The sequence below is a fragment of the Erythrobacter sp. genome (assembly GCA_019739335.1).
Lineage (GTDB): Bacteria > Pseudomonadota > Alphaproteobacteria > Sphingomonadales > Sphingomonadaceae > Alteraurantiacibacter.
The window spans coordinates 2,694,844-2,709,447 of record CP073261.1 but is presented as its reverse complement, the minus strand read 5'-3'; the positions used below and the strand labels follow the sequence as shown (position 1 = coordinate 2,709,447).

Annotated in this window: 10 protein-coding genes; 3 read left to right on the top strand and 7 right to left on the bottom strand. The window is 63.5% G+C overall.

Annotated features, from left to right (window positions below):
• The first annotated feature begins 10 nt into the window (after positions 1 to 10).
• Positions 11 to 772 carry a serine/threonine-protein phosphatase gene (locus JY451_13250; GenBank protein QZH74611.1) on the top strand — a complete coding sequence of 254 codons (762 nt, stop codon included), beginning with the start codon at positions 11 to 13 and terminating at the stop codon, positions 770 to 772.
• A complete protein-coding gene (locus JY451_13245) occupies positions 769 to 3,027 on the top strand; it encodes a serine/threonine protein kinase (protein QZH74610.1) in 2,259 nt (752 codons plus the stop codon). Before JY451_13250 ends, JY451_13245 begins: the two co-directional genes overlap by 4 nt.
• Before the next feature lie 71 nt (positions 3,028 to 3,098).
• On the opposite strand, the gene JY451_13240 is transcribed toward JY451_13245, so the two are convergent.
• The 7 genes from JY451_13240 to JY451_13210 form a co-directional block, all read right to left on the bottom strand.
• A complete protein-coding gene (locus tag JY451_13240; GenBank protein QZH74609.1) occupies positions 3,099 to 4,112 on the bottom strand; it encodes a YncE family protein in 1,014 nt (337 codons plus the stop codon).
• A 41-nt stretch (positions 4,113 to 4,153) separates the two neighbouring features.
• Positions 4,154 to 4,972: an alpha/beta fold hydrolase gene (locus JY451_13235; protein QZH74608.1), complete on the bottom strand. Its 819-nt coding sequence runs from the start codon at positions 4,970 to 4,972 to the stop codon at positions 4,154 to 4,156.
• Positions 4,923 to 5,471, bottom strand: a complete 549-nt coding sequence (locus tag JY451_13230) for a hypothetical protein (GenBank protein ID QZH74607.1) — start codon at positions 5,469 to 5,471, stop codon at positions 4,923 to 4,925. The genes JY451_13235 and JY451_13230 overlap by 50 nt, the downstream gene beginning before the upstream one ends.
• A 5-nt stretch (positions 5,472 to 5,476) precedes the next feature.
• Positions 5,477 to 6,502, bottom strand: a complete 1,026-nt coding sequence (locus tag JY451_13225; protein ID QZH74606.1) for an aspartate-semialdehyde dehydrogenase — start codon at positions 6,500 to 6,502, stop codon at positions 5,477 to 5,479.
• Between the two features lie 117 nt (positions 6,503 to 6,619).
• Complete coding sequence (gene prfB, locus JY451_13220) at positions 6,620 to 7,747, bottom strand: peptide chain release factor 2 (GenBank protein ID QZH74605.1); 1,128 nt, start codon at positions 7,745 to 7,747, stop codon at positions 6,620 to 6,622.
• Positions 7,748 to 7,814: 67 nt separating this feature from the next.
• A complete protein-coding gene (locus JY451_13215; protein QZH74604.1) occupies positions 7,815 to 10,373 on the bottom strand; it encodes a transglycosylase domain-containing protein in 2,559 nt (852 codons plus the stop codon).
• A 38-nt stretch (positions 10,374 to 10,411) separates the two neighbouring features.
• A complete protein-coding gene (locus JY451_13210; GenBank protein ID QZH74603.1) occupies positions 10,412 to 11,284 on the bottom strand; it encodes an N-acetylmuramoyl-L-alanine amidase in 873 nt (290 codons plus the stop codon).
• Positions 11,285 to 11,756: 472 nt separating this feature from the next.
• Between JY451_13210 and JY451_13205 the strand changes: the two genes are divergently transcribed.
• Complete coding sequence (locus JY451_13205; protein QZH74602.1) at positions 11,757 to 14,600, top strand: ribonuclease E/G; 2,844 nt, start codon at positions 11,757 to 11,759, stop codon at positions 14,598 to 14,600.
• The last annotated feature ends 4 nt before the right edge of the window (positions 14,601 to 14,604 follow it).

Here is a 14,604-nt window from a genome sequence, read left to right as displayed (position 1 = left end):
ATTTCGATTGGTGGATCTTCGGACGGAATCCTTCGCGGCAACCGATGTCGGTTCGGTGCGCGAACTCAACGAGGACCGGTATTTTTCGGATGACGAGCAGCGCCTGTGGGCGGTGGCAGACGGCATGGGTGGCATGGCGCGCGGCGACTGGGCCGCAGAGAAAATCGCCGAAACCCTGCGCTCGCTGACCTTACAGGGCGACCTGGAACAAGCCGTCACCCAGTTGGGCCAGGCCATTGAGTCGGCCAATTCCGCCATTGCCCGCCAGTCCGAGCAAACCGGCGAGCAAATGGGCAGTACGATTGTTTCCCTCCTGGTCCGGGACGGCATTTTTGGTGTGCTATGGGTGGGGGACAGCCGCGCCTACCTGTGGCGGGACGGCAGCTTGCACCGCCTGAGCAAGGATCACAGCCAAGTGCAGGAAATGGTCGATAGCGGCCTGCTGAGCGAGGCCGATGCCGAGACCCATAAACTGCGCAACGTGCTGACCCGCGCGGTCGGGATCGAGAACAATTTCGGAATCGGCATGGTGCAAGACCAGGTGCAGAGCGACGATGTCTTCCTGCTGTGCAGCGATGGACTTTACGGCCCGGTCAAGGAACCCGAAATAGCCCGGTGTCTCGAAGAGGCCGACGACCTCGAAGAAGCCGCCGAGACACTGGTGAAAATGTGCCTTGAACGCGGCGCGCCGGATAACGTTACGCTAGTGCTTGTGCAGGCGCAGGAGACGACCATCCTGAAGATCGGCGACAAGCCGGGAGACTGGCTGTGAACGCTGGCGAAAAGGATACCGATGACGAGAAGGAGCATATCGAAGCGCCGGATGACGATCCAGCGGTTGAGATTCCTGACAAAATCGAGCCCGAAACCGTAGATGCCATTCCCGAGCAGTCCTTCGGCGAGATTGAGAGCGAAAATGAGGGCACGCCAGAGGAAGCAGTCGGTGCGGATGACGATGACGATGACGATGGTCGTACTGTAATTCGCCCCGGTCCCGCTGCAGCAGTTACATCGCAAGACGACGATGAGGGGGACGAAGAGGACGAGCGCACCGTGTTCGCGCCGATCGCCGCGCCCGCATCAGACCGGGCTGACGACGATACTGAAGACGAGCGCACCGTCATTGCCCCCGGCCCGCAAATCTCGGCCTCGGATGGTGAAGGGTTCGACCGTACCATCATCGATCCCGGTGCTGGCCTTGCCAAGCCCGCCCCGCCCCCGCCCCCACCTTCACCTGCGCCCAGCGAACCGCCGCCCAAGCTCCTGTCGGGCATCAGCATCGGGCAAGTCCTGAACCATACCTATGAAATCAAACGCTTCATTGCGCGCGGCGGCATGGGTGAGGTGTTCGAAGGCTTCAACGTCACCAATGCACAGCGCGTGGCGGTGAAGGTTATCCTGCCATCGCTTGCCAGCGATCCGAACGTTATCGAGATGTTCGTCAAGGAAGCCACCGTACTCGAACGGCTCGTGCATCCTGCGCTTGTCAATTACCGCACCCAAGCGCGCGATCCCGAAGCGGGCGTGTTCTACATCGTCACCAATTTCATCGACGGCAATAGCCTCGAAAGCGTGATCGGCAAGGTGCAGCCGACCGATGCGCAGATCATCTCGATGGCCCGCCGCCTTGCCGAGGGCCTTGGCGCAGCCCATGCGCTGGGCGCGATCCACCGGGACATCGCGCCGGACAACATCCTGCTCGAAGGCGGCGATCTGGATCGCGCGCAGATCATCGATTTCGGCATCGCCCGCGATATCGATCCCGGTTCGAAAACCGTGATCGGCACCGGCTTCGCGGGCAAGCTGAGCTTTGTCGCGCCGGAACAACTGGGCGCATTCGAAGGCGATGTCGGGCCGTGGACCGATGTCTACAGCCTTGGCCTCGTGTTGCTCGGACTGGCACAGGGCGAGACGCTGAAACTTGGCAAGTCGATGTTCGAAGCGATGGAGAAGCGCAAGGAGGGGGTCGACACCTCGCGTTCTCCACCGGGACTAAGGCCGCTGTTCGATGCCATGCTTACCTACGATCCGGCCAAGCGCCTGCGATCGATGAAGGACGTGGTGGCCATGCTCGACACGATGAGTGCCGGGGGCAGAATTGCCGCGAAAAACCAGCGCGGCGGAGACAAGCAGGATACCAGTAAAGCCGGCGGCGGCCTGGCCGGGATGCTCGACGGTATCGGCGGCGGATCGATCCCGCGCCCCGCACTCATAGGCGGCGGTGCGCTGCTGGGGGTGCTGTTGCTGGCGGGCCTTGGCTACATCGCCTTCGGCGGTGGTGGGGCGCCCGGTAGCGGCGAAAACGAAAGTAATGGTGCAGTGGCAGCGAGTGCGCTCGATGCTGCGACTGCCCTTCAGCGCGCCGAAGCCGCTCTTTCCGGTCTGGATTGCCATTGGCTCGATCTCTCCACCACCGGCGCTCCGGGAGCACTGGTCCTGAATGCGAGCGGGATTGCAGGGCAACCAGCCGTGATTGAACCAGCGGTGTTCGAAGCATTGCAAGGCGGAGGGGTGAGCACCAGCTTCTCTGGCGTCGAACCGGTGTCGCAAGGCAATTGCCCTTACATCAACGCCCTGCACCCCCTTCGCGTAACCGACAGCACCGTGCTGACTCAGACACTTCGCCAATCGGAATTGCAGCGCTTTCCTGCTGACGATCCCGAAACCACCCTGGCAGGGCAAATCGGCGCACGGTTCACTTTCGAGATCCGCCTCGACGATACAGCGCAAATAGGTCTGATGTTTCTCGGCGAGGAGGAAGTGACCTTCCAGGCGGCGGATCAGCTCCAGGCCGTTCTCCCGCCGCGATTCCGTCAGTCTCCCGGCTATTATAAGGTCGATGCCGGGTGGCAACTGGATCGCGAGAGTTGGGTGGCCATCGTCCTTCTCGAAGGGGAAGGTGACATCGCCGGAGCAACCGCGGCCTTCTCAGCTGGCGACTACGCGCGCTTCAGCGAAATCACCAGCTCCTCGGGCATCCGGGCGCATGTGGTCTGGCATCACTTCGTGGACGAAGAGCCGAATTAGTTCCGCACCCCAATATTACGGGTACCAATCGAGCCCTGCGACTTCCTTCTGGGCCGGCTTTGCCGCTATGTTCAGTCCACGACCGCCAGCCCGTCCCCTCCGGGACCTGTCGGCAGGCGGCGGAGCACTGCTCCTGATGCGAAGTCCACCTCGGCAATCGTATCGGTAGCGGTTTCGGCGGCGTAGAGACGGGAGCCGTCCTCGCTGAACACCAGCGTCACCTGCGCGGTATCGCGGCTGCCGGAAACGGGAATGGTGCGAGCCACGGTGTTGATCGCGGTATCGATCACCGTCAGATCGCCGCCGCCAAAATTGGAACTGACCACCCAGCGACCGGAAGGGTGCATGGCAAGGCGGATCGGCACTTGCCCGGTGGGCACTTCCGCCTGCACTTCCAGCGTCATTGGATCGAGTCTGTAGGCCACACTGGCAGCGTTGGAGGAGACCCACAGGCTCTGCCCGTCAGGAGAAATCGCGACGGCCTCAATCATTTCCCCGATCTGGCGGCGCGCGGCTTCCTCGCCGCGCTCCAGATCGTAGCGCACCACTTCGCCTGCTTCGATGAAAGTGCCCCAGGCAGTGCGTGCATCGGGCGAGACGGCGAGAAGGTGCGGGCCGCGCGCTGCCCCTTCCCCGCCGCCGATTTCCCGCCAGGGGAACAGCGGAGGCACGCGCCCGTCCTGCATTTGCACCTCGAAACTGTAGAGCGAACCACGCCCTTCCGCACCCGCGATGACACGATTGTCGGCCAACCACAAAGCGCTGTGAACCCGCGCATTCTCGCCAAGGAAGAGCGTTCCGGCCTCGGCAAGACTGTCAGTCGAAAAGACCTCCACCGACCGGCCCGAATAGCATGCCACCATGACAAAGCGTTCGTCGGGAGATACGGTCAGCTCGTGCGGGTTCTCGCAGGTCTCAGCCCGGTGCGTTTCCTCGCCAGTGCCCAGATCGATCCGCGACAGGCTCGCCCCGCGCTTGTTGGCGACGAACACGGTGCCGGATGTATCTGCGATCTGGTCGGGCACCTCCGAAGTGGCGCAAGCCGAGAGTAGAAACGATGCGGCAAGGATGAGTGAGCGGCGCATTCTGTTCTCCAACCAGTTGCGAAGCCCAGTCTGACGCAACCTCAGGCCGAAAGGAAGCCCACGATGGCCCGGCCGAATTCCGGCCTGGTCACGCAGGTCATATGGTTGCCCGGAATTTCCTCTACCCGCGCATCGGGCAGCGCATCGGCGAGCCGCCAGGGGGAACCGTTGTCGCGGTCCTCGTCGCCGATCAGCACCAGCGTGGGCATGGTGAGGCGGTCCAGTTCCGCCACCTCGATCGAATCCACCCCCTGCGTCAGCAGCAGCCTTGCCGCCACCCGGTCGATCCCCTGTGTCGCCATGAAGCTCTTGGCGAAGAAGGCGGGATCGCCGCGTTCGATGCTGTTGTAACGGTCGATCATGTCGATGAAGAAGGCGGTCCGCTTGCGCCAGTTGGTCAGCCCTTCGAGCCCCATGCCCGAAAGCACCAGCCGTCGCGGTGCCAACCCCGCGATCACCGCGCTGATCGCGGTGCGGCTGCCGAGCGAGAAGCCGACCAGATCGTAATCCACCAGCTCCAGCGCCTCCACGATCGCCAGCGCATCCCGCACCAGCACGCTCGCCGGGAAGGCGGCGGGATCGGTAGGGGAATCGCTGTGGCCATGCACCCGCCAGTCAAGCATGATCGCCTCGAACCCCGCATCGGCCAGCATCTGCGCGGTGCCGAACTTGATCCAATTGACCTCTGCATTGGAAAACAGCCCATGCAGCAGCAGCACCGGGCGGCCTGCACCGAGGCGGTGGACGGCCATGCGCGTGCCGTCGAAGCTGTCGATGAAGGTGGTGCCCGGCTCTGTCACAACGACGACCTTAGCGGAAGGTGCAGACTTCGCCCGCCCACAGCGACTCCACCGCAGCATCGTCGCCCTCGCCAGCGAAGATGCCGGAAATGATCGCTTCACCGCTGCCGATGGTAAATTCCTCGCCCAGCGTGCTGTCTTCCACCAGCGCCACACCGGGATCGGCCAGCATTTCGGACCGGGAGAGTTCCGGCACATAGGGTGCCTCGGCCGAATAGCCGACAAACAGATCGTCCTTGAACTGGAGCGATAGGCCTTCGTACTGGGTCGATTCCAGCCAGCAGTCGCCTTGGCCATCGTAGCTGCCGGTGACTTCGCCCAGGACATTGCCCAACGTCGCCTCGGTCGCCGCGCGCATCGAGCCAAACGGGACGGTGAGTTCCTCGAACCCGCCCTGCGGCGGCACGACGATCCCGGTTGCCTGCAGGTCCAGTGTGGCATTCTCGGCCGGAGCAGCGGCTTCCTCGACCGGCGCTTCCGCCTCATCGGCAGCTTCCTGCGAACAGGCGGCAAGCAACAGCGGCAGGGCAGAAATCGCGGCGAGGACAGCAAGGCGCATCAGGATCATCCCTTCTTCAGGTGGCGGCGTCCGAGCAGTTCGGCGATCTGCACCGCGTTCAGTGCTGCACCCTTACGCAAATTGTCCGCAACGCACCACAGGGTGATCCCGTAATCGACAGTCGGATCGTCACGCACCCGGCTGATGTAGGTCGCCCCGTCCCCGGCGGCTTCGACGGGAGTGACGTATCCGCCGTCCTCGCGCTTATCGATCAGCATGATCCCCGGGGCTTCGCGCAGGATATCCATCGCGTCGGCCGCAGAAAGCTCGTTCTCGAATTCGATGTTCACCGCTTCGGAATGGCCGACGAACACCGGCACCCGCACGCAGGTGGCGTTGAGCTTGATCCTGGGATCGAGGATCTTCTTCGTCTCGACCACCATCTTCCACTCTTCCTTGGTGGAACCGTCATCCATAAAGCTGTCGATGTGGGGGATGACATTGAAGGCGATCGGCTTGGTGAACACGCGCGGCTCCACCGGATCACCGACGAAGATCGCCCGGCTCTGTTCGAACAGCTCGTCCATCCCCGCCTTGCCCGCGCCGGAGACCGACTGGTATGTGGAAACCACCACCCGCTTGATCGTGGCGACATCGTGGAGCGGCTTCAGCGCCACCACCAATTGCGCGGTGGAACAGTTGGGGTTGGCGATGATGTTGCGCTTGGTATAGCCGTCAATCGCTTCCGGGTTCACTTCCGGCACGATCAGCGGAACGTCCGGGTCCATCCGGTAGAGGCTGGAGTTGTCGATCACCACGCAGCCCGCCGCTGCGGCAATGGGCGCGTAGATCTTGGTCGCTGCGCTGCCGCAGGCGAACAGGGCGATGTCCCAGCCGGCGAAATCGAAATGCTCGATGTTCTTGCACTTTACTACCTTGCCAGAGTCGCCCACGTCGACATCCATGTTGGTCGAGCGCGAGGAGGCGACCGCCGCCACCTCGTCCATCGGGAATTCGCGCTCTGCCAGAATGGCGAGCATTTCGCGCCCGACATTCCCCGTCGCCCCGACCACTGCCACCCGGTAACCCATGATACTTTCGCTCCGTCAGAAGATGAGCGCGCTGCCTAACGCCCCTGTTCGCACTTGCAACAGCAAAGGCGGTTTCAGGCGATACCGAGGGCGGCGCAGGAAGCAGTCCGCCTGCCGCTACTCCACATCTTCCACAACCACCTTCTCGCCGGTCACCTTCTGCGCCAGCGCGGCGGCAATAAAGGCGTCGAGGTCGCCGTCGAGCACGTCGTCGGGCGTGGGGCTGGTATGGCCGGTGCGCAGGTCCTTCACCATCTGGTAGGGCTGCAAGACATAGCTGCGGATCTGGTGGCCCCAGCCGATTTCGGTCTTCTCGGCATATTCGCCCGCCGCCGCCGCTTCGCGCATTGCCATTTCGCGTTCGAAGAGACGCGCCTTCAGCATGTTCATCGCGGTGGCGCGGTTCTTGTGCTGGCTGCGATCGTGCTGGCTCGCCACCACCACCCCGGTGGGCATATGGGTGATGCGCACCGCGGAATCGGTGGTGTTGATGTGCTGCCCGCCCGCGCCCGATGCGCGATAGGTGTCGATCTTGAGGTCGCCTTCGTTGATCTCGATATCGATGTTGTCGTCGATCACCGGATAGACCCAGACCGAGCTGAACGAAGTGTGCCGCCGCGCCGAGCTGTCATAGGGGCTGATCCGCACCAAACGGTGCACGCCGCTTTCGGTCTTGGCATAGCCGTAGGCGTTCTCGCCCTTGATCAGCAGCGTGGCGCTCTTGATCCCGGCCTGCTCGCCCGCCTGGTATTCCACCGTCTCCACCTTGTAGCCGCGCCGTTCGGCCCAGCGGCCGTACATGCGGAAGAGCATTTCTGCCCAGTCCTGGCTCTCGGTGCCGCCCGCGCCTGCATTGATCTGGAGATAGGTGTCATAGCCATCGGCCTCGCCCGAAAGCAGCGCCTTGACCTTGTCACGGTCCGCGCGGGTGGCGAGCGCGGCGAGGCTGGCCAAGCCATCTGCCACTACCTCGTCATCGCCCTCGGCCTCGCCCATCTCGACGAATTCGACGGCATCAGCCATTTCGGCGGTGATTTCCTGCACCGTTTCCACCGCGTCCTTCAACTGCCGGTGTTCACGGCTGGTCGCCTGCGCGGCCTTGGGATCGTTCCACAGGTTCGGATCCTGCACCCGCGCTTCCAGCTCATCGAGCTTGCGCAGCGCGCGCTCCCAGTCGAGCGACTTCTTCACCAGCGCGAGCGCTGCCCCGATCCGGTCGATATAGGCCTGCCCTTCGGCACGCATGACGGTCTTCTCCGATTAGTGTGAGCGGCGCGCCTAGCGCAGCGCTGCGATGAACGGAAGGGCGGGGTCAGTAAATCCCGCCCTGGTCCTCGGCGAAATCGACCGGTTCATCCGGCCCCGTCGCGCTGCCACTATCACCGCCCGACTGAACCGGTCCACGCTCCCGACGGCGCAATTGGGCAAGGATCATCTCGCGCATCGCATCGATCTCGTCCTGCCGCTGGGTGCGGCGTGGTTCGGTATCGGGCTTGAATGCTTCCCAGATGATCGAAGCGGTCGGCTCATCTGTCGGCCAGCCATCGAACACGCGGCTTCCGGTACGCCGGTCCACACGGACCATTCGCACGCCCGCAGGGGCGGTGAACGGTCGTCCGGTCCAGTGCCCTTCGCTCTCGGTCACGAACTGGCGGAAGATCGGCACGGCTGTGTTGCCGCCCTGCACGTAGCCGCCCATATTGCGCGGCTGATCGAAGCCGAGATACATGCCCGCAACGATATCGGGCGACCCGCCGACGAACCACGCATTGGTGGGACCGGAGCTGGTGCCGGTCTTGCCGAACAGCGGGAAATCGAGATCGCGCAGCCGGGTGGCGGTGCCGCGCTGGATCACGCCGGTGAGCATGTGGACGGTCTGGAATGCGGTGCGCGCATCCATCACCTGTCGCCCGGTGCGACCGAAGCGCGGCATCGGGCCGCCGTCCCATTCGGCCATGTTGCAGCCGGTACATTCGCGTTCGTCCGCGCGGTAGATCACCTTGCCGTCCCGGTCCTGCACGTAATCGATCACCGTCGGTTGGTTGAGCCGGCCGTGATTGACCATCATCGCATAACCGGCGGTGATCCGTTCCACCGTCGTGTCGCCCGCACCCAGCGCGAAGGCGGGATAGGGCTCATATTCGATCCCCGGCGGCTCGAGACCGGAATCGCGGAAGGTCTGGATGACATTTTCAATCCCCGAATCCATCGCGATATGCACGGTCATCAGGTTTTTCGACTGTTCGAGCCCGTAGCGCATCGGATATTCGCCACCGCCGCGCCCGCCGCCGAAGTTGGTGAAGCACTTCTCGCCCAGGTTGGCACCCTGATAATAGCAATACTGCGCATCGGGGACCATCGTGGCGGGGGTCATCCCGTTATCCAGCCCGGTGGCGTAGACAAAAGGTTTCACCGTCGATCCCGGTTGGCGATTGGCCTGCGTTGCACGGTTGAAGGCGCCCAGGCGGCTGTCGAACCCGCCCTGCATCGCCAGAATCCGTCCGGTTTCAGGCTGCATGGCCAGGAAGCCGCCCGACACTTCTGGCACGTTGCGCAGCACCCACGAATTTCCGCTCGGCGCAACGGCGATGACATTGCCAAGTGCCAGCGCATCGGGGAAGCTCGTCAGCGGTGCTTCTTCGCCGGTAGCAAAGCCGATGGTGGCCGAATCGCCATCGCGCGCGGTGACGACGGCGATACGCCAGTTTTCGTACGATATCCCGAGATAGGAGCTACGCAATTGCTCGGTCAGGTCGCCATTGTCAGGATCGAGCAATGCAAGCGGCCCGGCCCAACCGCGATTGCCGTGATAGCGCAGCATCGCATCGCGCAGCGAGTTGCGGGCGGCTTCCTGCAATTCGGTGTCGAGCGAGGTGCGCACCCACAGGCCACCGGCATAGACACTGTTGCGCCCGTCCTCTGCTTCCTCACCGAAGCGTTCGATCAGCTGGCGGCGCACTTCCTCGAAGAAATAGCCCGCATCGGCAGAGCGTTCTTCGCGCTGCCCTTCGACAATGCCCAGCGGAAGCGCCTGCGCGGCGGACATTTCGGCCGCGGTGATGAAGCCGTTGTCCTCCATCCTCGCGAGCACCAGATTGCGCCGCTGGCGGGTAGCATCGGCGTTGGCGGCGCGGCTGTAATACTCGGGCGCTTGCGGCAGGCTGGCGAGGAAGGCCATTTCGTGCAGCGCCAGATCGTCCACATCCTTGTCGAAATAGGCCCGCGCCGCCGCCTGCACACCGAAACTGCGGCGACCGAGCGGGATTTCGTTGAGATAGAGCGTGATGATGTCCTGCTTTTCCAGCACCCCTTCGATGCGGGTCGCGAGGATCATTTCACGCAGCTTGCGGGTTACCGAATATTCGTTGCCGACAAGGATGTTCTTGGCCACCTGCTGGGTGATGGTGGAACCACCCACCGCCCGCTCGTCCGATCCCATCTTGGACAGGTAATCGAACACCGCGTTGACGAAGCCGCCCGCATCCACGCCGCCGTGGGTCCAGAAGGTTTCGTCCTCGATCGCGATATAGGCGTTGAGCAACTGCGGCGGCAGGTCGCGGAATTGCAGTTCCACACGCCGCTCGCGTTCATACCGGTGGACGATTTCGCCGTCGATCCCGCGGACCACGGTGGGCAGATTCGGCTCGTAATCGAGCAGCGTTTCCGCGTCGGGAAGGTCGCTTGCCAGCCAGAACCATCCGGCAATCGCCAGCAGTAGCCCGCCCCCAAGCGCATAAAACACGACCCGGAACCAGCGCCGGGTCTGCCAGGCGTTACGCACATTGTCCCAGGCGCCCTGCCCGCCTCGCGAAATACGCCGGGTGAAGCCGTTGTTGCCGGTATCGGCTTCGGCGGAAAAATCGTCACTCATGCGCTGCGCTCTAAACCCAGTTTGGGCGAGTTGGAAGCCTATTGCGCCCCGGACTGCCGAGCGAAGTAGATGCGGATGGCGCGGGCCATCACTTCGGCAAATTGCTCCTGCCCCTCTGGCGATGCCAGCGCGCGAGCCTCCTCAGGATTGGAAATGAAGCCCGCCTCGTAAAGTACCGCAGGCACGTCGGGCGCGCGCAAGACCGCCAGCGCGGCAGAGCGGCGCGCCTGCGGGTGAAAGCGCAGCACGCCCTCCCCCTCGCGCTCGATCAGCGCGGCAAATGCGGCCGAGTTGCCCGATGTCTGTCGCTGTGACAGCTCAACCAGAATGGCATTAACCGCCGCGTCGTTGCCCGACAGGTCCACTCCGTTGACCACATCGGCGCTATTTTCGCGCTCAGCGAAGCGTGCGGCGGCTTCGGAGGATGCGGTTTCGGACAGAGTATAGATGCTCGCGCCTTCTACCCCCGACCGGTCTCCCGCCGAATCGGCATGGATAGAAATGAACAGGTCAGCTCCCAGCGCCCTCGCGATCTCGGCGCGCTCGCCCAACACGATCAGCGAATCGTCATCCCGCGTCATCGCCACGCGGATGCCGCCCTCGGCCAGCAACCGGTCTCGCAGAGCGCGCGCGAGCCCAAGCACCACGGTCTTCTCCCGATAGTCCTCCCCCGATGCGCCGGGATCAGGGCCGCCGTGCCCGGCATCGATCACTACCAGGGGCCGCGTTGGATCCTGTGGGCCCTGTATCTCCGGCAGGCCGCGCGGCGCTGCCACTTCGGGTATCGGCATGGAAATGACATAGGATCGACCAAGAACCGGCACCGGAATTGACAGGCCCCACGCATAGAGCGCGCCGAGCAGCAGCACCGGGAAGGCGAACAGCAAGGCAATCTGGATACGTATCGACACAGGCTTGGCGAACTCCCCCTTCCCGCAGAAAAGTGTCGGTATTCCTTAGTCTGAACACAAGGGATATTTACCCAAACGCGCAACAAGGTTGCCGAGCCTTTCCCCGGCTGCTAGCAATTGAGTGCCGGTGCAACTATCTCCCGGCCAACCGGAACGGCGCTTCGCCCTGACCGGATCAGATTACAGGTTGATGCCCCGATGCAAAGCAAATGCCAGTCAGCAAACCCGCACCCGCAAGGGCGCGTGGATGCTGCGGCATCGATTGCGCAGACGCAATTCCTGCGCCTTTGCATTGCGGCAAACACGTTTCGCAAGCCCGCTTTCCACGCCCCGGTTCGGGTGCATGGCAGCGGCGCGATAATTCCCTCCCGGCGCCGTGGCGCGGGGTTTCACACATATCGGCAGCAACCCGCCAGCGGACCGGCTTCAACCGGCCTGTCCGCCGCATCGGGGCCTGCCCGGAGAATATTAAATGGCAACCCGCATGTTGATCGATGCGCGCCACCCGGAAGAAACACGGGTGGCAGTACTCAAGGGCAACCGGATTGAGGAGTTCGACTTTGAATCGGCTGAACACAAGCAGATCAAGGGCAATATCTATCTCGCCAAAGTAACGCGGGTCGAACCTTCGCTGCAGGCGGCATTCGTCGATTTCGGCGGCAACCGGCACGGCTTCCTCGCTTTCAGCGAAATTCACCCCGACTATTACCAGATCCCCGCCGCAGACCGCGCCCGCTTGCTGGCCGATGAAGCGGCTGCTGCCGAGGAAGAAGCTGCATTGCGCGCCGAGGAAGACGGCGAGGACGACAGTGCGGACTGGGGCGAAAGCGCGCAGGACCGCATGGCCGACGACGATGATGACGACGATCATCATCATGGCGAGAACGGCGGCAACGGCGGCGTGACCGAAATCGACACGTTCGAGAAAGACGAAGTCGCGACCATCGAGGAGGGTCAGATCGAAGACGGCGACGATGAAGACGACGCCGACGACGATAATGACGAAGATGAAACCGAAGGCAGCGAAAACGATGGCGAGAACCGCCGTAGTCGCGGTCGCGGTCGGCAACAGGGTCGCGGTCGGCGGCAAGGCCAAGGCAATGGCCGTGGCGGACAGCGCGGTGGAAGCCGCGCCAAGGAAATCGACGAGGCCCGCGCCCGTCGGCAGGCGCTCCGCCGTCGCTACAAGATCCAGGACGTTATCCAGCGCCGCCAGGTGCTGCTAGTGCAAGTCGTGAAGGAAGAACGCGGCAACAAGGGTGCCGCGCTCACCACTTATCTCAGCCTCGCGGGTCGCTATTGCGTGCTGATGCCCAATTCCAGCCACGGCGGCGGGATTTCGCGCAAGATTTCCAGCGGCACCGATCGCAAGCGGTTGAAGACCATCGTTTCCGATCTCGCGCTACCCAAGAGCATGGGCCTGATCGTCCGCACCGCCGGGCTCTCGCGCACCAAGCCGGAAATCAAGCGCGACTTCGACTACCTAGCCCGGCTGTGGGACGAAATCCGCGAACGCACGATGGCGTCCAGTGCACCGAGCGTGATCCATTCCGATTCGGACCTGATCAAGCGCGCCATCCGTGACATCTACAATCGCGAAATCGAGGAAGTGGTGGTCGAAGGCGAGCAGGGCTTCAAGGCCGCTCGCGAGTTCATGAAGCTGCTGATGCCCAGCCACGCCCGGCGGGTGAAGGCCTATTCCGATCCGGTGCCGCTGTTCCAGCGCTACGGCGCGGAAGACCAGCTTTCGGCGATGTACGAACCCGTAGTGCAGCTCAAATCGGGCGGCTACCTGGTCATCAATCCGACCGAGGCGCTGGTTTCCATCGACATCAACTCAGGGAGGTCCACCAAGGAACACGGCATCGAGGCGACCGCGTTGCACACCAATCTGGAAGCCGCGCGCGAAATCGCCCGCCAGTTGCGCCTGCGCGACATGGCCGGGCTGGTGGTGATCGATTTCATCGACATGGATCACAGCTCCAACATCCGCAAGGTCGAGCGGGCGATGAAGGACGCGCTCAAGAACGACCGGGCGCGGATCCAGGTCGGCCGGATTTCCGGCTTCGGGCTGATGGAAATGAGCCGCCAGCGGCTGCGCACCGGGGTGCTCGAAGCCTCCACCCGCGAATGCCCGCATTGCGACGGCACGGGCCTCGTTCGCACCGCTTCCAGCGCCGGGCTTTCCGCGCTGCGACTGATCGAGGACGAAGCGGCCAAGGGCAAGGGCACGATCATTACGCTCTATGCTTCCACCGAAGCGGCAGTGTACCTGCTCAATGCCAAGCGCGCCGATCTCTCGGAAATCGAAAGCCGCTATGGTGTCACCGTGGAAGTGCGGCCCGAAGGTGAGGACGAAGGCGCGAAGATGCGCGTCGGCTCCTCCGGTCCCAAACCCACTGTCGCGCCAAGGTTCGAACCGATCGTGTTTGACGAAGAGGAGGAAGACCTTCCCGAGGAAGAGGACGACTTCGACGACGAGGCGGAAGAAGCCGAGGAAAGCCGTCCTGAACCGCGTGCCGCGCGCAAGGAACCGCGCGAAGAGCGTGGCGAGGCTGGTGACGATAGCGACGACGCACGCAAGAAGCGCCGCCGCCGCCGCCGTGGTGGCCGTGGCCGCAACAAGCTGCGTCAGGAAGGCGACGAGCAGGATGAAAGCGGCTCAGCTTCCGACGACGAGGATGGTGAAGCTGGCGAAGTCGAGGTTTCGACCGAGGAACGCACCGAGGACGAAGGCGAGCGCAAGCCGCGCCGGGGTCGCCGCGGCGGCCGTGGTCGCAATCGCAAGCGCGATGACGAGGGCACAGCGGAGGACGCTGAGGCGGTAGCGGATGATTCGGCTACGGAAGAGTTGACTGCGGAGCCTGCCGTCGAAGCCGAGGCCGAAGAAGCGCCCAAGCCGAAGCGCCGTTCGCGGAGCAAGAAGGTGGTCGAGGAAGCTGCTGTCGAGGCTGCGCCCGAAGCCGAAGCCGAAGCCGAAGCTGCTCCGGAAGCCGAGGAAGCGCCCAAGCCCAAGGCCAGGCGCGCTCCGCGCAAGAAGGCGATTGCCGAAGAGGCGCCTGTCGAAACTGCACCGGAAACCGAAGCTGCACCCGAAGCCGAGGAAACGCCCAAGCCCAAGGCCAAGCGCGCGCCTCGCAAAAAGGCCGAGCCAGCGCCTGAAGTTGCAGCGGAATCCGATGCCGAGGTCACCTCGGCCGTCGCAAATGATGCCAATGGTACCCCGGCAACAACCGACAGCGGGGACGAAGGCGAGACCGAAGCCGATGGTTCGCCCCGGCGCAGCGGCTGGTGGCAGCGCACTTTCGGCGCCTGAACAC